The sequence below is a fragment of the Tessaracoccus yangjingae genome, from assembly GCF_054483935.1.
In genome coordinates this window covers 1,822,560-1,846,384 of the sequence record NZ_CM137014.1, presented here as the reverse complement: position 1 = coordinate 1,846,384, position 23,825 = coordinate 1,822,560, and the positions used below count along the sequence as shown (strand labels likewise).

The window sequence follows — 23,825 nt, the reverse complement described above, 5'->3', positions numbered from 1 at the left end:
CACGATCCGAAGGGGTGGCTCATGGCAGCGACGATGCAGGACGTCGCCCGGCTGGCCGGCGTGTCCGCCAAGACGGTCTCCAACGTGGTCAACGACCACCCCCACGTCAGCGACAGCACCCGCAAGAAGGTGCTGCAGGCCATCGAGAAGCTCGACTACGAGCTCAACATCACCGCCCGCAACCTGCGCAAGGGGCGCACGGGCCTGATCGGCCTCGCCCTGCCCGAGCTCAAGCTGCCGTACTTCGCCGAGCTCGCGGACTCGGTGATCGTCGAGGCCGAGAAGGTGGGGCTGCGGGTCCTCATCGAGCAGACCAACTCGGACCGCGACCGCGAGATCGACGTGCTGCACGGCCAACGACGGTTCATGACCGACGGCCTGATCTTCTCCCCGCTCGCGCTGGGCCAGGACGACATCCACCTGTTCAAGGTGGACTTCCCGCTCGTGCTGCTGGGCGAGCGCGTCTTCGGCTCCACCAACGACCACATCACCATGAGCAACGTCGAGGCGTCCAAGGCCGCCACCAAGCACCTGCTGGACACCGGTCACCGCCGCATCGCGGTCATCGGCACCCACCCCGGTGAGAAGGTGGGCTCGGCCGCGCTCCGCGAGCAGGGCTTCCGCCTGGCCATGGCGGAGGCGGGGGTGCCCGTCGACGAGAGCCTGATGTGCGAGACCCAGATCTGGCATCGCAACACCGGCGCCCAGGCCATGGACGCCCTCATCGCAACCGGCGTGCCGTTCGACGCGGCCTTCGCGCTCAACGACGCCATGGCGCTCGGCGTCCTGCACAGCCTCAGCTCACACCGGATCGACGTCCCCGGCGACGTCGCGGTGATCGGCTTCGACGACATCGAGGACGCCGCCTACACCCGGCCCACCCTCAGCACCATCGCCCCAGGGCGCGACGAGATCGCCTCGCGCGCCGTCGCCCTGCTGCAGGAGCGGATCGCGGAGAGCAACACCGCGCCCGAGGGCCGCAAGCCCATCCAGCGGGTCTTCGCCCAGTACGAGCTGGTGGTCCGCCAGTCCGCCCCCGCCACCGCCTGATTCGGTAATCGATGTCCCGGAAGGGACTCCTGCGCGCCCTTGACCGGTTACGAGCCTCGTGTCATCATGGATTACATCGATGAAAGACCGACCGGCGAAGGAGCCGAATTTCATGAGCGTTGCACGCCTCGTCCTCAACCCCGCCTACACGGTGGGCCCCGTCCGCCGGCGCACCTTCGGCTCGTTCGTCGAGCATCTGGGGCGCTGCGTCTACACCGGCATCTACGAGCCGGGCCACCCCACCGCCGACGAGGACGGCTTCCGCGGCGACGTGCTCGACGTGGTGCGCGAGCTGGGTGTCTCCACCGTGCGCTACCCCGGCGGCAACTTCGTCTCCGGCTACCGCTGGGAGGACGGGGTTGGCCCCGTCGAGGACCGTCCCACCCGCCTGGACCTGGCCTGGCACTCCAGCGATCCCAACACCTTCGGCACCGACGAGTTCATGAAGTGGGCCGCCAAGGCCGACATCGAGCCCATGATGGCCGTCAACCTCGGCACCCGCGGCGTGCAGGAGGCACTCGACATCCTCGAGTACTGCAACGTGCCCGGCGGCTCCCACTTCGCGGACCAGCGCCGCGCCAACGGCGCGGAGGAGCCCTACCGCGTCAAGATGTGGTGCCTGGGCAACGAGATGGACGGCCCCTGGCAGATCGGGCACAAGACCGCCGAGGAGTACGCCCGCGTGGCCACCGAGACCGCCCGCGCCATGCGGATGATCGATCCGGGGCTCGAGCTGGTGGCCTGCGGCTCGTCGGGCCGCTCCATGCCGACGTTCGGCGAGTGGGAGCGCACCGTGCTCACCGAGGCGTGGGACCAGGTGGACATGGTCTCGGCGCACGCCTACTACTGGGTCAAGGACGCCGGGCTCCAGGAGTTCCTGGTCTCCGCCGAGGACATGGACCGCTTCATCGCGTCCGTGGCCGCCACGGCCGACGCGGTGGCCACCGCCCGCAAGAGCGACAAGACCATCGGCATCTCGTTCGACGAGTGGAACGTCTGGTACCAGGACCGCACGCCGTCGAGGCCCCCGACGGGCGACGACTGGCCGGTGGCGCCCCGCCTGCTGGAGGACCACTACAGCGTGGCCGACGCCGTCGTGGTGGGCAACCTGCTCATCTCGCTGCTGCGCCACACCGACCGCGTGTGGTCGGCCAGCCAGGCGCAGCTGGTCAACGTGATCGCGCCCATCATGGCCGAGCCCGAGGGCCCGGTCTGGAAGCAGACCATCTTCCACCCCTTCGCGCTGACCTCGAAGTACGCCCAGGGCGACGTGCTGCGCGTCCTCATCGACGGCCCCACCATCACCAGCGCCGAGTTCGGCGACGTGCAGGCGGTCGACGCCGTCGCCACCTGGGGCGAGACGGAAGGCGCGCTGTTCCTGGTGAACCGGCACGAGACCGACACCGTCTCCGTGTCCTGCGAGGTCCCGGCCGGCACCTCGCTGGCCGAGGCCGTGGTGCTGCACCACAGCGACCCGCTGTGGCAGGCCAGCCCGGAGGACGACACCACCGTCGCGCCCCGCGCGCTGGACTCGGCCGTCATCGACGGCGCCACCCTCACGCTCGACCTGCCGCCCACGTCGTGGGCCATGGTCCGCCTGGCCCGCTGACGTGCGGACCCGTCTCGCGGGGCTGGCCCTCGCCGTCGTCCTCGGCCTGACCGCGTGTCAGTCCGGGGCGGCGCCCCGGCGTTCACCGACGCGACCGTGCACGACCCGGACCACATCCTGGTCGACGGCACCCACTACGTCATCGGCTCGCACCTGCAGGCGGCCTCCAGCCCTGATCTGCTGAACTGGACGCAGGTGGCCGAGGGCGTCAACCCCGAGAACCCCCTGTTCGACGACGTCACGCAGGAGCTCTCCGAGGCCCTGGAGTGGGCCGAGACCGACACGCTCTGGGCGCCGGACATCATCCAGCTGGCCGACGGCCGGTTCTACCTCTACTACGACGCCTGCCGGGGCGACTCGCCGCTGTCGGCGATGGGGATCGCGGTGGCCGACGAGGTGACCGGCCCCTACGAGGACCTGGGGCTGATCCTGAGGTCGGGGATGAGCGGCGAGAGCGAGGACGGCACGCCCTTCGACGCGCGCGTCCACCCCAACGTCATCGACCCCGACGTGTTCTACGACGCCGACGGGGCCCTCTGGATGGTGTACGGCAGCTTCTCGGGCGGTCTATTCATCCTGGAGCTGGACCCGGAGACCGGGTTCCCGACGCCCGGGCAGGGCTACGGGAAACACTTGTGGGGCGGCAACCACTCCCGCATCGAGGGGCCGGCCATGGTCTACGACGAGGAGACGGGCTTCTACTACCTGTTCGTCACCTACGGCGGCCTCGACGCCGGCGGCGGGTACAACATCCGCGTCGCCCGCTCCGAGAATCCGGACGGACCCTTCGTCGACGCGGAGGGGATCGACATGGCGGAGGTGAAGTCGGACCCCACGCTGCCGCTCTTCGACGACGTGACCATCGCCGAGTCGGGGGTCAAGCTCATGGGCAACCACCGCCTGGGCGACGCGTCCGAGGGCGACGGCCTCATCGCGGGTTACGTCTCCCCCGGCGGCAGCTCACCCTTCATCGACGAGGACGGCAACCGGCTCATCGTCTTCCACACCCGCTTCCCCGGCCGCGGCGAGGCCCACCAGGTGCGCGTGCACGAGTGGGCCACCGACGCCGACGGCTGGCCGGTCATCTCCCCGCTGCGGTGGGCGGGCGAGCCGGACCGCGCGGCCGAGGCGGACGACGTGCCCGGCACCTACACGCTGGTGTACCACGGGCCACGCACGATCAGCCCCCGCCTGTCCGAGCCCGAGGAGATCACCCTGGCTGACGACGGCACGGTCACCGGCGAACGGACGGGGTCATGGACCGCCGAGGGGAGCCGCGTGCTCCTTGCCCTCGACGGCGACACAGTGACCGCCGAGGCCTTCCGCCAGTGGGACGAGACCGCCGAGACCTGGGTGACGACGCTGAGCGGAGTGGGCTCCGGATCCACCGCGCTCTGGGCGGTACCCCAGGGCTGAGGCTCAGCGGACGCTGCGGCGCTCGCGCAGCTGGGGGGCCAGCTGCGTGCGCGCCGGGGCCCCGCCCCGGATGGCCGCGACGAGCACGTCCACGCACGCGCCGCCCAGCTCCTTGAACGGCTGCGCGACGGTGGTCAGCGGCGGGGCGAAGAAGGCGGCGCCGGTCACATCGTCGTAGCCCACCACGCTCACCTGCCCAGGCACGTCGACGCCGGCGTCGCGCAGGCCGGCCATCAGGCCGAGCGCCGTGGCGTCGTTGCCGCAGAACACGGCGTCCGGGAGGTCGCCGTCGGCCAGCATCCGCTGCGCGGCGGCGTAGCCGGACTCGGCCGACCAGTCCCCCTCGATCACCTCGGGGACCGGCAGGCCGGCGTCCTCCAGCGCGTCGCGCCAGCCGGCCAGGCGCTCCCGGGCGTCGAACCAGTCCAGGGGGCCCGGGATGTGACGGATCACGCGGCAGCCGCGGCCGATCAGGTGCTCGGCGGCCATGCGGCCCCCCAGGCGCTGATCGACTGTCACCACGTGACAGCCGTCCGACGGCGAGGTGTCGGCCACCAGCACCGTCGGGATGCCGGTGGAGTGTTCGCGGGCCAGCCGCGCCATGCGTTCGTGCGGTGCGACGATGACGATGCCCTCGACGCCGCGGTCCCGGAAGCCCTTGAAGACCGCCGCCACCTCGTCGTCGTGCGGATTCTCCATGGCCGCCACCAGAGTCGAGTAGCCGGCGGCGCGCGCCGCGACCTCGATGCCGGCCACCGTGCCCGACGGGCCCACGTAGCCGGAACCGGTCCACACCACGCCCAACAGGTCCGTCTGCTGGGTGATGAGCGAGCGCGCTGCGAGGTTGCGCACATAGCCCAGCTCGGCGATGGCGGCCTCGACCTTGGCGCGCGTCTCGGGCCGCACCGTGTCGGGCTCGTTGATCACCCGCGACACGGTCTGGTGGGACACGCCCGCCAGCCGCGCCACTGCCATCATCCCGGGGGGCCGGCCGGCGGCGCGGCCCCTCGGGACGACGGGGGCGTCGATCTCAGACGCCCTGGGTGAGCCGGTGGTAGACCTGCTCAAGGCGGCGCTCCTGCGCGAAGCCGCGGGCGGTGGTGTGCTCGTCGATGATCGCCAGCTCCATGCCGGCGATCTCGGCGAAGTCCTCCCACATCTCGCGGGTGGTGGCCGTCGACATCGCGGTGTGGTGCGCCGCGCCCGAGATCAGCCAGCACTCGGCCGAGGTGGCGAAGTCGGGAGCCGGCTCCCAGACGGCGCGGGCCACGGGCAGGTTCGGCAGCGGCGCGTCGGGCTCGACGTTGGTGACGATGTTCATGGTGAGGCGGAAGCGCTCACGCATGTTTGCCATCGCGACGACGAGGGCGGGCCCGGCGTCCGCGTCGAAGACCAGCCGCACCGGATCCTCGCGGTCCCCGATGCCGAGGGCGTGGATCTCGAGCTTGGGCTTCGAGGTGGTGAGGCTGGGGCAGACCTCGAGCATGTGGGCGCCGAGGATCTTCTCCTTGCCGGGCGTCATCTCGTAGCAGTAGTCCTCCATGAGCGAGGCCCCGCCGGGGAGGCCGTAGCCCATCACCTTGGCCAGGCGCACCAGGATGGCGGTCTTCCAGTCACCCTCCGCGCCGAAGCCGTAGCCCTCGGCCATGAGCCGCTGCACGGCCAGGCCGGGGAGCTGCTTGAGCCCGCCGAGGTCCTCGAAGTTGGTGGTGAACGCTCCGAACTTCCCGGCCTCCAGGAAGCTGCGCATGCCCAGCTCCTGGCGGGCGCCGTAGCGCAGCGACTCGTGCCGGTCCCCGCCCTTGCGCAGCTCGGGGACGACGTCGTAGAGCTCCTCGTACTCGGCCACGAGCGCGTCGACGGCCTCGTCGGAGACGGCGGTGACGGCGGCCACCAGGTCGTTGACGCCCCAGGTGTTGACCGAGACGCCGAGGCGCAGCTCGGCCTCGGTCTTGTCGCCCTCGGTGACCGCGACGTTGCGCATGTTGTCACCGAATCGGGCCAGCTTGGTGTTGTGCAGGGAGTCCCAGCCTGCGGCGGCGCGGGCCCAGGTGCCGATCTTCTCCTGCACCGGCGCGGTGGAGGCGTGGCCGACGACGGTGCGGCGGGCCTTGCCGAGGCGCGCGGCGATGTAGGCGAACTCGCGGTCACCGTGCGCGGACTGGTTGAGGTTCATGTAGTCCATGTCGATGGTGTCCCACGGCAGGCCCATCGAGGCCTGGGTGTGGAGGTGCAGCATCGGCTTGTCCAGGGCGGCGAGGCCGAGGATCCACATCTTCGCCGGGGAGAAGGTGTGCATCCAGGTGATCACGCCGATGCAGCTCGGGTCCGCGTTGGCGGCCAGCATCTCGGCGCGGATGGCGTCGCGGTCCTTGAGGGTGGGGCGGTGGACGATGGAGACGGGGATGGACTCGGCCCCGTCGAGGAGCGCCGCCACCTCCTGGGACTGCGCGGTGACCTGATCCAGGGTCTCGGGGCCGTAGAGGTCCTGGGATCCGGTGAGGAACCAGATCTCCTTGCCGACGAAGGGGCTTTCCATGGGTTCTCCTTGAGAGATCTTCGCTTCCGGCCCTGGCCAGCCGTCGATGGTGGGTGCGGACCGATGTGAACGTTCACAGATTAGGGTCTCGGAGGGCCCGTTGTCCACTCAGCGCCGGGACTTCCTGGCGGCGGTGGAGGGGTCAGATGAGGTGGGCCTCGAGGCGACGACGGGTGGCGTCGTCGAGCGGGGTCTTCCGGCCGTCGAGGTCGGCGCAGACGAGGATGGTGCGGCCGCGGACGTACAGGGTGCCGTCGGCCGGGTCGAGGATCTCCGCGGCCAGCGTGATCGACGAGGACCCCAGAGCCACCGGCGCCACCCGCACCTCGTAGGGCTCCATCCGGTGGTCCATCTGGGTCACGTAGTCCACGTCCTGGCGGGCCACCAGCCACAGGTGCCGGCTCCCCGACGATCCCACGCGGGCCATGTCGGGGTCCCACTCCGTCGTCGCGGTGATGCGTGCCTGCTGCAGGTAGTCGAAGACCTTGGCGTTGTTGATGTGGCCGTAGGAGTCGAGGTCCGTCCAGCGCACCGGGAGCGGCACCGCGGTCCCGCGACCCTCGAGCGACGGCGCCGCCAGCGCCCTCATCGGCTCAGCCGCGACCCGGTGCGCCTCGAAGTACCCCCGGTACTCGGGCCGGATCCTGGTGGGGGCCTGCGCGTCGAAGTCGAAAGGGCACAGCAGCGTCCAGGCCACGACGGCGAGCTCCCCCGCCTGCCGGAGCTCGTAGGACAGCGCGATCCGGGCCGCGCCCAGCTCGGCCACGCCGAGCCGGACGTCGACCCCGTCGTCCGAGTAGTCGATGGCACGGCGGTACTCGACCTGGTGGCCGACCACCACCACGCCCGCGTCGAGCAGGTCCGACGCGGGGCCGGCGCGCAGGAAGGCCACGCGGGCCTCCTGCAGGTAGTCGACGACGACGGCGTTGTTCACGTGCCCCTGCGCGTCGAGGTCTGACCAGCGCAGGGGGCAGCGAACCTCGAACACTCAGTCTTCCCGCGGGTACAGCGAGTCCACGATGGCCGAGTACTTCTCCGTGACGATGGAGCGGCGGATCTTCATGTTGGGCGTGACGCCGGCGTTGTCCACCGTCAACTCGTGGTCCAGGATGGCGAACCGCTTGACCGTCTCCCACCGCTCGAGCTTGGCGTTGACGCGCTCCATCCACCTCTCGATGGAGGCGTTGATCTCCGGGCGCTGGCTCAACTCCGCGTAACTGAGGCTGCCGAGATCACGCTTGTCCGCCCACTTCTGCAGCATCACCGGATCCAGCACCACCAGGGCCGAGACGTACTTGCGTCCCTCACCGATGGCCACCGACTGCGCCACGTACGGGATGTTGGCCTGGATGGCGCTCTCCACCTTCTGCGGAGCGACGAACTTCCCGCCCGAGGTCTTGAAGAGGTCCTTCTTGCGGTCGGTGATCTTGAGGTGCCCGGTGGGCGTGATCTCCGCGATGTCGCCGGTGTGGTACCAGCCCTCGGCGTCGATCGCCTCGGCCGTCTCCTCGGGGAGGTTGTGGTAGCCGGGCGTGATGATGGGGCCGCGAAGCAGCAGCTCACCGTCGTCGGCCAGCTTCTTCTCGATGCCGGGCAGGATGGGGCCGACCGTGCCGAAGTGCGGATCCTTGGGCAGGTCCACGCCGGCGATGGCGCTGGTCTCCGTGGCGCCGTAGCCCTCCACGATGAGGATGCCCGCGCCGTAGAACCACTGCTGGACCTGCGGCGAGAGCTTCGCGGCGCCGGAGATCATGAACTTGATGTTGCCGCCCAGCTTCTCCTTGAGCTTGGAGAAGACGAGCTTGTCCGCGACCTTGTACTGCAGCGCCAGGGCGCCCGTGAGGGGCCGGCCGGCGAGGCGGTCGTCGATGGACTGGTAGCCCACATGGAAGGCCCAGCGCGCGATCCTGCCCTTGAGGCCGGTGGACCCCGTCATCACGGCCGCACGCACCTTCTCGAAGATGCGCGGGGCGCCACACATGAACGACGGCTTGACGATGCCCAGGTTCTCGACGATCTTGTCGATGCGGCCGTCGACCGCCGACGCGAAGCCGTAGTCCAGCTGCACTGCGATGAGGGCCTTGCCGAAGACGTGGCTGAGCGGGAGCCACAGGTACTGCAGCTCGTCCGGCCCGATGATGTCGAGATACTTGGTGGCGGCGCCCTCGTAGACCCAGGACATGTGGTTGAGCCGGACGCCCTTGGGTCGGCCGGTGGTGCCCGAGGTGTAGATCAGCGTCGACAGCGACTCCCGCGAGGTCTTCGCGATCGCGTCGTCGACGGCGGTGGGGTGCTCGGCCAGGTACCGCTCGCCGGCCTCCTTGAGGTGCTGGAACGAGATGATCCGGTCGTCGAGCGTCAGGCCGGTGGTGTCGAACACGACGATCGTGTGCACCTGCTCGTCGAACTCCGGGGTGTCGGTGAGCTTCGCCACCTGCTCGGCGTTCTCCGCGACGAAGATGACCGAACCCGAATCCTTGACGATGAAGTGCAGGTCACCCGCCTGGGTGTTGGGGTACACCGTCGTCGTGGCGCCGGCGGCGAGGGCGATCGCGAGGTCCGTGAAGATCCACTCGATCCGGGTGTTGGAGCAGATCGCCACGCGCTCCTCGTACTGGAGTCCGCGCGAGAGGAGGCCGGCGGCGAGGCGGTCCACGATGTCGCTGGTCTCCTGCCACGTCAGCTTCGCCCATGCGGTGGGACCCTCGACGGCGCCCTCCGGGTACATGAAGGCCAGCTTGCCGGGCGTGGCCGCGACGCGGCGCCGCAGCATGTGACCGACGTTGTCGGCCGCCTTCTCCAAGAGTTCTTCCCGAATGCCCACGTGACAGTCCCTTCCTCAGCGTTTCGCCAAGACTATCGGGGGCCCGCAGGAGCGGGTAGAGGTTTGCGCCAGAGGCGTGTCACCCCGGGGGTACTTGAATACTAAACAATCTGCTACGCTGGGGGAATGTCCGAACCAGTGAACGGGTGGCTCAGTGAGAGCCAGCAGCGCGTCTGGCGGAGCTATCTCCTGGCCAAGACGCACATCGACGACTACCTCGAGGAGGCGCTCCGGGACTTCGGTCTCAGCCTCGCCGAGTATGAACTCCTCGTGCGGATGTCGGAATCACCGGACCATACCATCCGCATGGGCGAGTTGGCGGCCTCCGTCGGCCACTCGCGCTCCCGCCTCACCCACACGGTCAAGCGCATGGAGCAGGCCGGGTACGTGACGCGGACCTCGTGCGCCTCCGACGGTCGCGGCGTCCAGGCCACCATGACCGAGGCGGGCTTCGAGCTGCTGAAGAAGGCTGCGCCGGCGCATGTGGACTCGGTGCGGCGGGTGTTCGTCGACGCCATGTCCCCTGAGGACTACGTTGCCCTCGGGCGCGCGATGTCGGCGGTGCTGGCGGTGGCAGACTAGGGCGGGTGACCACCACCTCCGCGGCCCACGCTGACCTGCTCGACCGTCTCGGGGATCTCGCGGAGATCGTCGACACCTCCACCCTGACGCGGGCGCTGTACTCCAGCGACTCGTCGCTGTACCGCGTTGCGCCGATGGCGGTGGCCCACCCCCGCACCCCCGACGAACTCGTCGCCCTCGTGCGGGCCGCGCTGGAGTCGGGCACCCCCATCACCGCCCGCGGAGCCGGCACCTCGTGCGCGGGTAACGCCGTCGGCCCGGGCCTGGTGATCGACACCTCTCGGCACCTCAACCGGATCCACTCGATCGACCCCCAGACGCGCACGGCCGTGATCGATCCCGGCGTGGTCCAGGACCAGCTGCAGATCGCCGCCCGCCCGTTCGGCCTGCGCCTCGGCCCGGACCCGTCCACCTCGAACCGCTGCACCGTGGGCGGCATGATCGGCAACAATGCCTGCGGCCCCAGGGCGCTGGGCTACGGCCGGATGGCCGACAACGTGGTCTCCCTCGACGTCGTCACCGGCAACGGTGAGCTCCTCACCCTCGGCGCCGACGACGTGCCCGAGCTGCGCTCGCTCGTGGCGGCCAACCTCGGGGTCATCCGCACCGAGTTCGGCCGCTTCACCCGCCAGGTCTCCGGCTACTCGCTGGAGCACCTGCTGCCGGAGCACAAGTTCGACCTCCCCAGGTTCTTCGCCGGCACGGAGGGCACGCTCGGCGTGATCGTGCGGGCCACGGTGCGGCTTGTCGCCGACGCCCCGGAGCGGCTGATGGTGGCGCTGGGCTATCCCACCATGGCCGACGCGGGTGACGACATCGCCAACCTCCTGCGCTTCAAGCCCACCGCCTGCGAGGGGCTCGACCGCCGGATCGTGGACGTGGTGGTCGCGAAGTCGGGCGCCGCCTCCGTCCCCCCGCTGCCCGCGGGAGACGGCTGGATGTTCCTGGAGGTGGTCGGCGACGACCCCGCGGAGGTGCGTGCCCGGGCCGAAGCCCTCGCCGCCGAGGCCAAGGCCGGTGAGGGCTGGGTGGTGGACGACCCGGCGCTGGCGGCACAGTTGTGGAAGATCCGGGCCGACGGCGCCGGCCTGGCGGGCGTGAGCCTCGAGAAGCCCGCCTACGGCGGGTGGGAGGACGCCGCCGTCCCGCCCGCCCAGCTGGGCAACTACCTCCGCGCATTCGACGACCTGCTGGCCAAGCACGGCCTCCACGGCCTCCCCTACGGCCACTTCGGTGACGGCTGCGTGCACTGCAGGATCGACTTCCCGCTCACCGAACCCGACGGCGCCGCGCGGTACCGCGCCTTCGTCGAGGAGGCCGCGACGCTGGTGGCCGGCTTCGGCGGATCCATGTCGGGCGAGCACGGCGACGGCCGCGCCCGCTCCGCGCTCCTACCCCACATGTACTCCCCCGCCGCGATCGGGCTGTTCGCCGGCGTCAAGCAGATCTTCGACCCCCGCAACCTGCTCAACCCCGGGGTCCTGGTGGACCCGGCGCCGGTCGAGCAGGACCTTCGGATGGTCGCCGCGAGTCGCTCACCCCTCTCCCTGTCGGACGCCCAGTTCGTCGAGGAGGTGCACCAGTGCAGCGGAGTGGGCAAGTGCCTGGCCAACACCACAGCCGCCGGCGGCGTCATGTGCCCCAGCTTCCAGGCCACGAGGGACGAGAAGGACTCCACGCGCGGCCGTGCCCGCGCCCTGCAGGAGATGGTCAACGGCTCCCTCATCACCCAGGGATGGCGCTCCCCCGAGGTGCACGCCGCCCTTGACCTCTGCCTGTCCTGCAAGGGGTGCGCCCGCGACTGCCCCACCGGGATCGACATGGCCGCCTACAAGGCGCGCGTCACCCACGAGCGGTACAAGGGCCGGCTGCGCCCGCGCAACCACTACGCGCTCGGCTGGCTGCCGCGCTGGGGCCGACTCATCACCGCCGTCCCGGGGCTGGGTTCGCTGGTCAACCTGGTGGGCAAGGCCCCGGGCCTCGGCCGGCTGTTGAGGTGGGGCGCCGGGGTGGACACCCGCCGCGACATTCCCCGCTTCGCGAACCGCAGCGCCCGGAGCCGGATGCCCGCCGTGCCCGCAGGCTCCAAGGGGCGCGTGCTGATCTGGGTGGACTCGTTCTCGGACTGCTTCGAGTCGAACTCGTTCGCCGCCATGGTGCAGGTGCTGGTTCGCCTCGGCTACGAGCCGGAGGTCCTGAAGGAGAACGCCTGCTGCGGGCTCACGTGGATCTCCACCGGCCAGCTCGACGGCGCCCGCCGTCAGCTCACCGCCGCCGCGGCCGTCCTGGCCTCCTATGTGCGCGACGGGGTGCCCATCGTCGGCGTCGAACCGTCCTGCACCGCGGTGTGGCGCAGCGACGCCCCCGAGCTTCTCCCCCTGGACGCGAACGTGGCCGCACTCGACGGCGCGGTGCTGACCCTGGCCGAGTTCCTCGCCACCGACGCCGACTTCCGAGCCCCGGACCTCACGGGCCACACCATCGTCGCGCAGCCGCACTGCCACCACGCCTCGGTCATCGGCTGGGCGAGGGACAAGGCGCTCATCGAGTCCACCGGGGCCACCCTGGTCGCGGTGGGCGGCTGCTGCGGCCTGGCCGGCAACTTCGGCGTCGAGCGCGGGCACCACGACGTGAGTGTGAAGGTGTTCGAGCACGACCTCGGTCCCGCCGTGGAGGCGCACCCGGATGCGATCGTGCTGGCGGACGGATTCAGCTGCCAAACCCAACTCACCTCCCTGGCAGGTCGGTCCTCGATGTCGTTGGCGGAACTGCTCGCCACCCACTGATCGCTGCGCGCCGGAAACCGAAATGCAACCGGCATCCTCTCCCCGGGCGTAGACAGGACACATCAGTCACAACGCCAAGAAGGAGGGGGAGGGACGTGGACGAAGCCCAATTCGACCGGTTCTACGCGAACTCGTATTCCAAGCTCGTGGGCCAGGTCTATGCCATGTGCGGCAACCTGGCCGAGGCCCAGGACTGCGTCCAGGAGGCGTTCATCCGGGCGTGGGACCATCGCAGCCAACTCGACGTGCTCCGCAGTCCGGACGCCTGGGTGCGCACCACGGCGTACCGCCTGGCAGTGAGCCGGTGGCGCAAGGCGCGCCGCGCGTTCCGCCAACCGGACAGGGCGCTCGAGCCGGAGCGCACCCATGAGCCCACACCGGACAGGGTCGCCATCAACCGCGCCCTCGAACAGCTGCCGGACGCCCAGCGCCGGGCGATCGTGCTCTACCACCTGTGCGACCTGAGCGTCAGCGAGATCGCGCAGGAGGTGGGCTCCCCCACCGGAACCGTCAAGGCCAGGCTCGCCCGCGGGCGGCAGACACTCGCCCGCCTACTCAACACCGATCTGGAGGTTCGTCATGCCTGAACACATCCCCCAACTCGACGACCTCGCGGCCCAAGCTCAGGAGGTCCCCATGCTCCCCGCTCATGAAGTCCGTCGCCTCGGCGACCGCCGTCGCACCACGCGACGCGCGGGCCTCGCCGTGGCCGCGGTGGGCGCCGTCGCCGCGCTCGGCGTGGGCGTCTGGGCCGTCGCTCCCCTGCTCCGCGGGGCCGACAACCCCGACTGGGCCGCCTCGCCCAGCCCGACCGTCAGCCCCACCTCGAGCCCCAGCGCCTCGCCGGACCCGACACCCTCGCCGAGCCCCACGGAAGCGCCGTCGCCCACCGCCCCGGCCCTCCCGATGCCGCCGACGTGGGCGAACGTGCCCACCGCGGAGCTGATGTACCCGTACGGCTCCTCACCGCTGGTCGCGGTGCTGTCCGAGACCGAGACGATGGGCGAGACCGCCAAGGGACTGTGTGACCGCGGCGAGTGGGGCAGTCCCACCACCACACTGGTCCGCTCGTTCGGGATCGAGGGCGAGCAGCCCACCTACGCCATCGTGCTCGGCTACGCCGACGAGGCAGCCGCCTCCGAGGGTTACGACCAGATCCACACCGCCGCCGTCGAGTGCGAGTCGATCATGACCGAGGCCGGCTGGGACCGGGTGAGCTCGGCCGAGGACACGAGGCTGCCGTTCGACGGCTCCACCGTCGAGGAGGAGCCCACTCGCGCCGCCTACTTCTTCGGCATGGCCGTCATGGAGGGCGAGGACCTCGGCGTGTTCAACGACACCCTGGTGATGCAGGCCGGCGAGCGCGTGGTGTGGCTGGTCAGCACCTTCGAAGGCATGGACAACAACTGCTCGGTCCTGGCCAACGACGACGCGGGCCAGTGCTCGTTCGCCAAGTCGATGCCGGAGGTGCTCGAGCTCCTCGTCAAGTAGCCTGAAACGCGCAGGCGCTCCCTGGTCTCTCGGCCGGGGAGCGCCTGCGTGTGCGGGGTCAGCGGGTGAGGCGACGGTGGGTGGAGCGGTGCGGGCGGGCCGCCTCGGGGCCGAGGCGCTCGAGCTTGTTCACCTCGTAGTCGGCGAAGTTGCCCTCGAACCAGAACCAGCGCGGGGTGCCGTCCTCGTCCTCGCCCTCCCAGGCGAGCATGTGGGTGGCGACGCGGTCCAGGAACCAGCGGTCGTGGGAGATCACGACGGCGCAGCCGGGGAAGTCCAGAAGGGCATCCTCGAGGCTGGAGAGGGTCTCGACGTCCAGGTCGTTGGTGGGCTCGTCGAGGAGCAGCACGTTGCCGCCCTGCTTGAGCGTGAGCGCCAGGTTGAGGCGGTTGCGTTCACCGCCGGAGAGGATGCCTGCCAGCTTCTGCTGGTCCGGCCCCTTGAACCCGAACGACGCGACGTAGGCGCGCGAGGGCATCTCGAAGTTGGCCACCTTGATGAAGTCCAGGCCGTCCGAGACCACCTGCCACACGTTGTCCTTCGGGTTGAGGCCCGAGCGGTTCTGGTCCACGTAGCTGAACGAGACCGTCTCGCCGATCTTGACCGAACCGGAGTCCGGCTCCTCGAGGCCCGTGATGGTCTTGAAGAGGGTGGTCTTGCCGACGCCGTTCGGGCCGATGATGCCCACGATCCCTGCGCGCGGGAGGGTGAAGGAGAGGTCCTTGATGAGCACGCGGTCCCCGAAGCCCTTGGTCAGCTTCTTCACCTCGAGGACGATCGAGCCGAGGCGGGGGCCCGGCGGGATGTTGATCTCGCCCGTGTCGAGCTTGCGGTCGCGCTCGGCCTCGGCCGCCATCTCCTCGTAGCGCTGCAGGCGCGCCTTGCTCTTGGCCTGGCGGGCCTTGGGCGAGGAGCGCACCCACTCGAGTTCCTTCTCCAGGATCTTGGCGCGCTTGGCGTCCTTCTTCCCCTCGATCTGGAGGCGCTGGCGCTTCGTGTCGAGGTAGGTGGAGTAGTTGCCCTCGTAGGGGTGGAGCTTGCCGCGGTCCACCTCACAGATCCACTGGGCCACGTTGTCGAGGAAGTAGCGGTCGTGCGTGACGGCCAGGACTGCGCCGGGGTAGGCCTTGAGGTGGCCCTCCAACCAGTTCACCGACTCGGCGTCGAGGTGGTTGGTGGGCTCGTCGAGGAGCAGCAGGTCCGGCTGCTGCAGCAGCAGCTTGCACAGCGCGACGCGGCGGCGCTCGCCACCGGAGAGCACGTCGACGATGGCGTCCGGGGGCGGGCACTGCAGGGCGTCCATCGCCTGGTCCAGGCGGGCGTCGACGTCCCATGCCTCGTGCGCGTCGAGAAAGGTCTGCAGGTCACCCATCTCGGCCAGCAGGGCGTCGAAGTCCGCGTCCGGCTCGGCCATCTCGTGGCCGATCTCCTCGAAGCGGGCCATCTTGGACTTGATCTCGGCGACGGCCTCCTCGACGTTCTCCTGCACCGTCCTGCCTTCGGTGAGCGGGGGCTCCTGGAGCAGGATGCCGACGGTGGCACCCTTGGCCAGGGCCGCGTCGCCGTTGTTGGGGCGGTCCATGCCCGCCATCAGCTTGAGCATCGTGGATTTGCCGGCCCCGTTGGGGCCGACGATGCCGATCTTGGCGCCGGGATAGAAGGACAGGGTGACGTTGTCAAGGATCACCTTGTCGCCCACCGCCTTGCGGACGTTGTGCATGGTGTAGATGAACTCAGCCACGTGGAGTGCCTTTCGATTTGACCGCAGGCCAGTATGCCAGCAATCAGCAGGAGACCCGATTCGGCGGTGAGGGCCTCAGAGCAGCCTGTCCAACGCGGCCCGGGCGGCCGCGTAGCGCTGCACCTCGGCCTCGGCGGGGACGATCACCAGCTCCCTCGCGACGGTGGAGACCGAGGCCTCGAGCGCCTTCTTCGCCCGCCGGGCCGCCCGGTTCGCGGCGGCGCTGATGGCCAGCTGAGAGCCGAACGACAGCAGGATCCCCGCCGCGACGCCCCCGAGCGCCAGAAGTGTGGGGAGCGGAACCCGCGGACCCTCGACGGGGCCGATCGGCACAGTGGCGAGCTGCCCGAGCCCGAAGTACGACAGCACCACGTTGAGGGTGAGCCAGCCCAGCCCCACCACGACGGCACCGATGAGCAGCCATTGGAGAACCCGGACGACCTGCCACCACACCGGCGTCCGCGACACCTTCAGGTCCGTGGCGACGACCGCCCGGTCCAGCTGGTCGGCCAGCGTGTGCTCGTTGCTGCGCACAGCGCGGGAGATCGCCTCCTGCCACACCGCGGGCATCCCCTCCCCCAGCTCTGCGGCCACGGCGCGCAGGCCGGAGGCCTGCTGGGCCGCCGCGGCGGCGGAGCGGGCAGGCAGCGAGCTGCGGGTGAGCGACGGCGCCTCAAGCTCGGCACGATCGGGGGGCGCGCCCAGGCGCAGCCTCTTCAGCGGATCCGGCCTCAGGCGCCCCAGCCACTTCACGAGCGGCCAGCCCGTGGCCAGCTGTCCGCGATGCCGCACCGAGCTGCGCACGGCGTCGACGACGACGTCCACTCCCGCCGCACCCGACAGGTGGGCCGTGAGCCGCCCGACAGTGCCCTTGTCCGCGGCGCCGACCCTGCCCCGGCCCACCGCCGCGTCGAGCTGCCCGGCCGCCACGGCCACGTCCGCGGCCAGGCGTGCGGCGGCGGCACGCTTGCCCTCGGCAAGCCGCGACAGCTGCTCGCGCAACTCACCGACGCCGACGCCGGTGACCGCGCTGGTGGCAAGGACGGGCACGTCGGCCAGGCCGTCGTCGTCCAGAAGGCGTCGCAGATGAGCGAGGCACTGCTCGAGCTGCGGCGGGGTGAGGCGGTCGGCCTGGTTGAGCACGACGGTGATCACGTCGCGGTGCTGCGCCAGCGGCCGGAGGTAGTTGTGGTGGATGGCGGCGTCGGCGTACTTCTGGGGGTCGAGCACCCAGACGAACTGGTCCACCACCTCCACCATGCGGTCCACCTCCTGGCGGTGCGACGAGGCGGTGGAGTCGTGGTCCGGCAGGTCCAGCAGGACCAGGTCCGCCATCCGGGGCTCCGGGGGCGCCACCTCGTGGCGGCGGGCCACGCCCAGATGGTCGAGGAGTGCGGTGTTGGTGGCGGAGAAACTGGCGGCGAGGGTGCTCGACGTGGTGGGCCGGCGGGGCCCCTGCTCCGCCAGCCTGGTGCCCGTCAGGGCGTTGAACAGCGAGGACTTGCCCGAGCCGGTGGCGCCGGCCAGCGCCACGACCGTCTGACCGCCCGCGGCCAACCGCCGGGAGGCCCGCCCCAGCACGGCCTCGGTGTGCTGCTCCACCTCGGCGGGTACCCGCCCCGCCACCAGGCCCAGCGCATCCCGCAACCCGTCGAGCTGCTCCGTCACGGTGGCCATCAGTTCATCCCCACTGGCCGGGTGAGATCGTCGAATGCGGCCCGGGCCGCGGACCGCAGCGCCGTACGGGCGCCGTCCAGGGCGCCGGCTGCCGCAGGGTCCACCGCGAGGGCATCCAGCACCTCGGTGTAGCGGGCGAGCTCGCCGGCCATGACGGCGTCGACGCGGGCCTCGAGTTCCAGCCGGGCCTGCTGCGCGAGCTTGCGCACGGCGTCCTCGCCGAAGACGGCCTCGAGCAGCCGCTGCGCGAGCACGGAGGCGCCGCCGGCGATGCCCACCTCGGCGCCCGTGAGCCCTCCGGTCAGGGTGAAGACGTAGATGATCAGGGCCGCCCCGACTGCGTTGGTGCCCAGCGCCAGGAACCGGGCCCGCATGCGCCGGCCGCGCCCCTGCTCCTCCACCAGGCGGAGCACGTCGGACTGCCAGGCCCGGATGGCGCCCGCGGCCACCTCGTCGAAACCCTCGGACGCGGAGGTCAGGGCGGGGACGGCGGCGACGATGTCGCGGCCCCAGCGGGTGTGCGACCATGCGACCGCGGTGGCCTCGGCGGCTCTCTCCCCGGCGTCCTTGACGACGGCGGCCAGGCTGTCGGAGATGGCCACCTCGACCGCCTCGACCTTCTCGTCGCCGGTGAACCAGCCGGTGATCCGGTCCCGGAGGGCACCGATGCGCTGCTCGACCGAACGCATGAACTCGCCGGTGCCGACCAGGTCCTGCCATCGGCTCAGGATCTCGCCGCGGAGCATGGTGCCGTCGCCCGCTGCCCGGCCCACGTCCGCGGCGGCGTCGCGGTAGGCGCGGGCGGCCTGCTCGCGCAGCTCGTCGACCGCCGCCCCCTGCCGCACCATGCCCTCGGCGAGGCCCTCGAGCTGGGCGTCGATGGAGCGCACGGAGCCGGCGAGGGTCTGGACCGCCACCTGGGACCGGGCCTCGGATTGGGCCGCGAGGGACTCCACCCAGTGCCGGATGCCGGCCACGTCACCCGGGGGGAGCATGCCGTCGTGCGGGAGGGAGCGCTCGACGACCGCGAACAGCCTGGCCGAGGCCAGGCCCCGCTCCGCGAGCATCTGCGCCAGATGACCTGCCACCTCGTCCACGGCGCCGGGGGGGCAGCGGTTGACGATCACGGCGACGACGGTGTTGCGCTCGGCCGCCGCGGCCAGGTAGTCCCACGGCACCGCGTCGGCGTACCGGGCGGCGGAGGTGACGAACAGCCACAGGTCTGCGGCGAGCAGAAGCTGCCGGGCGAGGCTGCGGTTGGCGTCGTCCACCGAGTCGATGTCCGGGGCGTCCAGCAGCGCGAGGCCGGGCGGCAGGTCCGGGAAGGCGACGATCTGGAGCGCGCGCGAGTCGTGCAACTGGGCGTCCGTGCGTACCAGCCCGGGCAGCACGTTGTCGGACCGGAACCACGCCTCGTCCTGCGGGTGGCAGACGAGGACGGGCGACTTGGTGGTGGGGCGCAGGACCCCCGGCCTCGTGACGGAGGCCCTGAGCATGGAGTTGACCAGGGTGGACTTGCCGGCTCCGGTGGAGCCGCCGACCACCGCCAACAGCGGGGCGTCGAGTCGCGCGGCGCGCGGCAGCAGGTAGTCGCGCACCTGGTGACCGAGCGAGACGGTGAGCGCACGGAGCTCCTCGGCGCCCGGGAGCGGCAGCGGGTACTGGGCCGAGGCGAGTGCGTCGTCGAGCCGCCGGAAGGCCTGCGCGAGGCTGTCTGCGCCGCTCATCGCGGCCAGTTCCCGCCGACGCCCGCCGGGCCGGGGGCCTGGGGCGGGGGGTAGGCCGCAGTCAGGGGTCCGGGGGTGGCGCCGTCGGGCAGCGGCGGCGGCGGCAGCTGGCGACCGCGGCGCCGCTCGATGAGGCGCAGCCCTGCCGTGTCGGTCAGCGCCTTGCCGCGCAGCGCATCGATCTCGTGGATGAGGTCGTGCGCGTGGCGGTGCCCGGCCTCCCCGACGAGGCCGCGGGTCATGGAGTTGCGGAGGTAGGCCAGCTCGGTGACCCGGCGCACCAATCTGGCGGTGTGCCACCAGGTGCGGGGGCCCCGGAAGAGCGCGAACCACAGCAGCTTGGTGCGCTTGAGCGGGCCGCCGAACACGGCGACGTCGCGCTCGCTCAGCCACCCTGCGCGCTCGAAGTCGGTGAGCCGGGCCCGGATCAGCTGCCCGTTGCCGACGACGCTGACGATGAGGGAGATGATGATGACGCCCACCAGGCCGAGGGCGAGGAACCAGGCGCGCTGCAGCTGGTCCATGGGGTTGGTGGAGGCCAGCCCGTTGAACAGCATGTGCCCGGCGCACGCGAGCATGAACCCACCCACGGGCGCGAGGACGCGGACGATCCTGCTGCGGGCCCCCAGCCCGATCACCAGCCCGGAGGCCGTCATCAGGGTGAACAGCGGGTGGCCGAAGGAGGTGTAGACGCCCCTGAGCATCACGAGCTCGAGCATGGTCTCGTCGGGGTTGGCGATGGTGATGTCGTGCGTGGCCTGCATCCAGACGCGCGCGTAGTAGATGATGTTCTCGGTGAAGGCGAAGCCCACGGCCGACAGGCCCGCGAGCGCCACGAGGCTCAACCGTGACACCATCCGGCGCCGCCAGAACAGCACGAGCACCACCAGGATGGTGGCCTTGGACAGCTCCTCGATGAACGGCGCCGAGAACACCGCGGCCCGCGAGCCGGTGTCCGAGTTGGCCTCGGTGGTGGCCATCATCTCCGCGGCCCACGAGTTGACGTGGATGGAGATCCACGTGGACGCGCACGCCCCCCAGAGGAACGTGAGCACCCACACCACGGGCGAGGAGGCCCGGAAACGGTCCAGCCACACGAACAGCGCCGAGTACGCCAGCGCCGTCCACATCGCCCAGAAGGCGGCCTTGCGGAAGGCCTCGTCGGTGATGCCGAGCGTCTCCGTGCCGTCCTCGAACACCTGCGACGGCGCCAGGATCCAGTACTGGGCGTAGAGGAAGTAGGCGTAGGCGGGCAGGAGGACAAGAGTCATCCAGAACACCGGGCTGGCCACCATGCGTCGGTACCACGGGCCGGACCTGGGCACCGGCAGCCCGTTGAGCCGTCTCTCCCGGTTGTCGATCTCCGTGGTAGTCATGATGGCGATAGCGTACCCGGCCCCGTCTCCGGGCCAGGGGCGATGCGGTTACGGTGGGGCCATGCAGAGCTTCTTCGACTCCATGACGCCCTGGGACCACAACGACGGCTCGCTGCACGTCTACGTCCTGCCCGATGACGACGTGGCCGACCGGATCGAGAAGCTGCAGGCCCGGATCGACGGTGTCACGGGCCTCCCGCCGATGCCCCGCGCCTGGCTGCACTTCACCGTCAACCGGCTGGCCCAGTTCGACGACCTGTCCATGGCGGAGCTCACGCGTCTCGCCGAGTCGCTCACGGCCGAGCTGGCCGGTGTCGCGGCCTTCGACCTGGAGGTGGGGGCGCCGCAGGTCCACAACGTCGCCGTCGAGTGCGTGGCGGAGGCGACGCCGGGCTGGGACGCGCTGGTGGACGCCGTGCGCCGGGCCGCGCTGGCCACGTTCGGCGGCACCATGCCCGACCGGCCGTACGCGCCGCACGTCAGCCTGGCCTACGCCACCGCGGAGGTCTCGGACGACGAGCTGCGGGAACGGCTCGACGGTGCGCCCGCGGTGGGTCGGGTCCGCGTGGGGAAGGTGCACCTTGTGTCGGTGACCGTGCGCCCCGAGGTGGGCACGTTCGACTTCGTCGAGCTGGCCAACTGGTCCCTGTGAGGGTGGCGCCCCAGGCAGGACTCGAACCTGCGCACGACAGATTAGAAGGCTGTTGCTCTATCCGCTGAGCTACTGGGGCTGACGGCGTCGAGTGTACCGGCGGGCGCAGCCGCGCGGCGAACGCACAACAGGGCGCCGCGATTCCCCCACCCACTGGGGAGATCGCGGCGCCCTGGTCTCGCTCGGCTAGGCCGGGTCGCCCTCGAAGGAGAGGCCCTCGGCCCGCGCCGCCGCCCGCAGGTTCTCGCAGGAGATCACGATCCCCGACTCCCTGTCGAGGTGCGGGTCCTCGTGCTCGATGTTGACCGCGATGTCGGGGTTGACGGTGTGCAGAGCCTTGAGCCACTTGCCCCAGAACTCGACGCTCTGGCCGCGGCCGATCGCGACGAACTCGTAGGAGGGGTTCTCGGGATAGTCGTTGACGGAGTACCGGCCCCCGATCCCGAGCCTGGTCTCCCCCTCGTTGCGGCGCCACGCGTTGTTGAGGAACCCGTTGACCTGCAGATTCTCCTGATAGATCTTCGTGTCCTTGGCGGCCGAGATGAACACGCGCGAGCCGAAGCGTTCAATGGTGCCCAGGGGGTCGATGCCCTGCCAGAAGAGGTGTGAGGGGTCCATCTCCATGCCGATGTTGTCCAGTCCCACCGCGTCGATGAGGCGCATCAAGGTCGGCGGGTTGTAGACCAGCTGGTGGGGGTGCATCTCGATGGCGAGCTTGACCCCCTTCTCCGCTGCGTACTTCGTGGCCTGCACCCAGAACGGAACCGCCAGGCTCCACTGGTAGTCGAGGGCGTCGCTGTAGGCGGAGTCCCAGGGCGACACCACCCACGACGGGATCGTCGACGAGGGCTCGGCACCCGGTGCCCCGGACTGGGCGACGACGACCGGCACCGACAACGCCGATGCCAGATCGATGGATCGGTACAGCTCCGCACCGTGCCTCGGCCCAACTTCCCTGTCGGGGTGGAGCGGGTTGCCGCTGCTGTTGAGCGCCGTCAACACCTGCCCGTTGGCCGCGAGCTTGCCGAGGAACTCGTCGCGCGCGTGTGCGCTGACGAGCAGGGCCTCGGGATGGAGATGGTAGGCCGGGAAGAAGCCCCCGGAGTTGAGCTCGAGGCTCGTGGTGCCGTGCTCCTGCGCGACGCTGATGACGCCGTCGATGTCCCGATCGTGGAGGCACGTGGTGAAGATACCTAGACGCATGGCGTGTCCCTTACTGGTGAGAGATGGAGACCGGCTTGCCGGTCGTGGACGATTCGATCGCGGCCTGGGCGGCCTGCATGGTGCGAGCTGCCGCGGCGAAGTCCGTGTCCATGGGCGTCACGCCGCTGATCGCCTTGAGGAAGTCCTGGACCTCCGCGATGAAGGCCTCCCCGTATCCGGTCGGGTTGCCCTTGAAGCACATCGGCATGACGTCCTCGAAGTGGGGCGAGCCTGGGCCGGAGATGACCCGGCGGACTCCGTCACCGTCACGCCCGCCGCCGGGCTGGTAGATCGAGTAGGCGTTGAGATCCGTGTAGGAGAAACGGAGGTGCCCGGCGGACCCGAACACCTCCAGGTCGAACTCGATGGGGACCCCAGCCGCAACCCTGCTGGCCAGCATGGTCCCGACGGCGCCCCCGTCGAACCGCAGGGTCACCAGCGCGGTGTCGTCCGTGTCCACCTCTCCACGGCCCCCGCTCGGGTCGGGGCGCTCCGTGATCGAGGTGTTCAGCACGGCGGAGGTCACCTCGTCGATGGGGCCCACCAGGAACTCCAGCGCGTCGAGGGCGTGCGTGCCCATGTCCATGAGCGTCCCGGCGCCGGCGGTGGCCTTGACGAATCGCCAGTTGAGCGGCCCGTCCGCGTCGACGGCGTAGTCGGCGAGGAACTTCGCCGTCGCGAAGTAGGGGGTTCCGATGGCGCCGTCGCGGATGGCGCGGGCCGCGGCCGCCAATGCGGGGATCCGGCGGTACGAGAACCCGACCCCGGCCACCACTCCCGCGGTATCCGCGAGGCGCGTCAGCTCGAGCGCCTCGTCGGCGCTCTTCCCAAGGGGCTTCTCGGCCAGAACGTGCACGCCGGCCCGCAGCAGCTGGCTGAGGACGGGGGATGAGAGGTGGTTGGGCAGCGCCACGCTCACGGCATCGATCCCCTCGGCAAGCATCTCGTCGACGCTCCGGACTGCGCGCTTGAACCCGTACCGTCGGGCGACAGTCGTGGCGAGAGCGATGTTGGGATCAACCACCGTCTCGAGGACGATCTCCACCTCGCCGAGCTCATCGGCCATCCGGGCGTTGGTGTATCCGAAGGCGTGCGCCTGCCCTGCGGGCCCGGCGCCGACCAATCCAATGCGTAGCGTACGCGTCACTTCGA

The 23,825-nt window shown here is 70.6% G+C and carries 18 protein-coding genes and 1 tRNA gene; 8 read left to right on the top strand and 11 right to left on the bottom strand.

What is annotated here, in order from left to right:
* Positions 1-21: 21 nt before the first annotated feature.
* The 3 genes from ACX1D3_RS08105 to ACX1D3_RS08095 all read left to right on the top strand — a co-directional run bounded on the left by ACX1D3_RS08105 (position 22) and on the right by ACX1D3_RS08095 (position 4,075).
* Positions 22-1,050: a LacI family DNA-binding transcriptional regulator gene (locus tag ACX1D3_RS08105; RefSeq protein WP_458993447.1), complete on the top strand. Its 1,029-nt coding sequence runs from the start codon at positions 22-24 to the stop codon at positions 1,048-1,050.
* 112 nt (positions 1,051-1,162) lie between these two features.
* Positions 1,163-2,659 (top strand): arabinosylfuranosidase ArfA, encoded by a 1,497-nt coding sequence (arfA, locus tag ACX1D3_RS08100; RefSeq protein WP_458993446.1) that lies wholly within the window; start codon positions 1,163-1,165, stop codon positions 2,657-2,659.
* A 54-nt stretch (positions 2,660-2,713) separates the two neighbouring features.
* On the top strand, positions 2,714-4,075 hold the full coding sequence (locus ACX1D3_RS08095; protein WP_458993445.1) for a glycoside hydrolase family 43 protein: 1,362 nt from the start codon (positions 2,714-2,716) through the stop codon (positions 4,073-4,075).
* Positions 4,076-4,078: 3 nt separating this feature from the next.
* Here ACX1D3_RS08095 and ACX1D3_RS08090 read toward each other — a convergent pair whose 3' ends face one another.
* The 4 genes from ACX1D3_RS08090 to ACX1D3_RS08075 form a co-directional block, all read right to left on the bottom strand.
* Positions 4,079-5,143, bottom strand: coding sequence for a LacI family DNA-binding transcriptional regulator (locus tag ACX1D3_RS08090; RefSeq protein ID WP_458993444.1), 1,065 nt, complete (start codon positions 5,141-5,143; stop codon positions 4,079-4,081).
* Positions 5,106-6,614, bottom strand: a complete 1,509-nt coding sequence (gene araA / locus ACX1D3_RS08085) for an L-arabinose isomerase (RefSeq protein ID WP_458996463.1) — start codon at positions 6,612-6,614, stop codon at positions 5,106-5,108. The genes ACX1D3_RS08090 and araA overlap by 38 nt, the downstream gene beginning before the upstream one ends.
* Before the next feature lie 142 nt (positions 6,615-6,756).
* A complete protein-coding gene (locus ACX1D3_RS08080; protein ID WP_458996462.1) occupies positions 6,757-7,602 on the bottom strand; it encodes an acyl-CoA thioesterase in 846 nt (281 codons plus the stop codon).
* Complete coding sequence (locus tag ACX1D3_RS08075; RefSeq protein WP_458996461.1) at positions 7,603-9,438, bottom strand: AMP-dependent synthetase/ligase; 1,836 nt, start codon at positions 9,436-9,438, stop codon at positions 7,603-7,605. It lies immediately after the preceding gene.
* Positions 9,439-9,564: 126 nt separating this feature from the next.
* Between ACX1D3_RS08075 and ACX1D3_RS08070 the strand changes: the two genes are divergently transcribed.
* The 4 genes from ACX1D3_RS08070 to ACX1D3_RS08055 all read left to right on the top strand — a co-directional run bounded on the left by ACX1D3_RS08070 (position 9,565) and on the right by ACX1D3_RS08055 (position 14,297).
* A complete protein-coding gene (locus ACX1D3_RS08070; RefSeq protein WP_458996460.1) occupies positions 9,565-10,020 on the top strand; it encodes a MarR family winged helix-turn-helix transcriptional regulator in 456 nt (151 codons plus the stop codon).
* Positions 10,021-10,025: 5 nt separating this feature from the next.
* On the top strand, positions 10,026-12,806 hold the full coding sequence (locus tag ACX1D3_RS08065) for an FAD-binding and (Fe-S)-binding domain-containing protein (protein ID WP_458996459.1): 2,781 nt from the start codon (positions 10,026-10,028) through the stop codon (positions 12,804-12,806).
* Between the two features lie 95 nt (positions 12,807-12,901).
* Positions 12,902-13,393 carry an RNA polymerase sigma factor gene (locus tag ACX1D3_RS08060; RefSeq protein ID WP_458996458.1) on the top strand — a complete coding sequence of 164 codons (492 nt, stop codon included), beginning with the start codon at positions 12,902-12,904 and terminating at the stop codon, positions 13,391-13,393.
* A complete protein-coding gene (locus ACX1D3_RS08055) occupies positions 13,386-14,297 on the top strand; it encodes a hypothetical protein (protein WP_458996457.1) in 912 nt (303 codons plus the stop codon). The genes ACX1D3_RS08060 and ACX1D3_RS08055 overlap by 8 nt, the downstream gene beginning before the upstream one ends.
* A 58-nt stretch (positions 14,298-14,355) precedes the next feature.
* Here ACX1D3_RS08055 and ettA read toward each other — a convergent pair whose 3' ends face one another.
* From ettA to ACX1D3_RS08035, 4 genes are all read right to left on the bottom strand, one after another.
* Positions 14,356-16,038 carry an energy-dependent translational throttle protein EttA gene (gene ettA, locus ACX1D3_RS08050; RefSeq protein WP_458996456.1) on the bottom strand — a complete coding sequence of 561 codons (1,683 nt, stop codon included), beginning with the start codon at positions 16,036-16,038 and terminating at the stop codon, positions 14,356-14,358.
* Between the two features lie 75 nt (positions 16,039-16,113).
* A complete protein-coding gene (locus tag ACX1D3_RS08045; protein WP_458996455.1) occupies positions 16,114-17,715 on the bottom strand; it encodes a GTPase in 1,602 nt (533 codons plus the stop codon).
* Positions 17,715-19,442, bottom strand: coding sequence for an ABC transporter (locus ACX1D3_RS08040; RefSeq protein ID WP_458996454.1), 1,728 nt, complete (start codon positions 19,440-19,442; stop codon positions 17,715-17,717). The genes ACX1D3_RS08045 and ACX1D3_RS08040 overlap by 1 nt, the downstream gene beginning before the upstream one ends.
* Entirely contained in the window at positions 19,439-20,818 is a 1,380-nt protein-coding gene (locus ACX1D3_RS08035; RefSeq protein ID WP_458996453.1) for a PrsW family intramembrane metalloprotease, read from the bottom strand. The genes ACX1D3_RS08040 and ACX1D3_RS08035 overlap by 4 nt, the downstream gene beginning before the upstream one ends.
* A gap of 61 nt (positions 20,819-20,879) precedes the next feature.
* Here ACX1D3_RS08035 and ACX1D3_RS08030 point away from each other — a divergent pair, with 61 nt between their 5' ends.
* On the top strand, positions 20,880-21,470 hold the full coding sequence (locus tag ACX1D3_RS08030) for a 2'-5' RNA ligase family protein (RefSeq protein ID WP_458996452.1): 591 nt from the start codon (positions 20,880-20,882) through the stop codon (positions 21,468-21,470).
* Between the two features lie 3 nt (positions 21,471-21,473).
* Here the strand turns inward: ACX1D3_RS08030 and ACX1D3_RS08025 are convergent.
* From ACX1D3_RS08025 to ACX1D3_RS08015, 3 genes are all read right to left on the bottom strand, one after another.
* Positions 21,474-21,549, bottom strand: a tRNA-Arg gene (locus tag ACX1D3_RS08025).
* A 107-nt stretch (positions 21,550-21,656) separates the two neighbouring features.
* Entirely contained in the window at positions 21,657-22,673 is a 1,017-nt protein-coding gene (locus ACX1D3_RS08020) for a sugar phosphate isomerase/epimerase family protein (protein WP_458996451.1), read from the bottom strand.
* A gap of 10 nt (positions 22,674-22,683) precedes the next feature.
* A complete protein-coding gene (locus tag ACX1D3_RS08015) occupies positions 22,684-23,820 on the bottom strand; it encodes a Gfo/Idh/MocA family protein (protein WP_458996450.1) in 1,137 nt (378 codons plus the stop codon).
* Between the last annotated feature and the right edge of the window lie 5 nt (positions 23,821-23,825).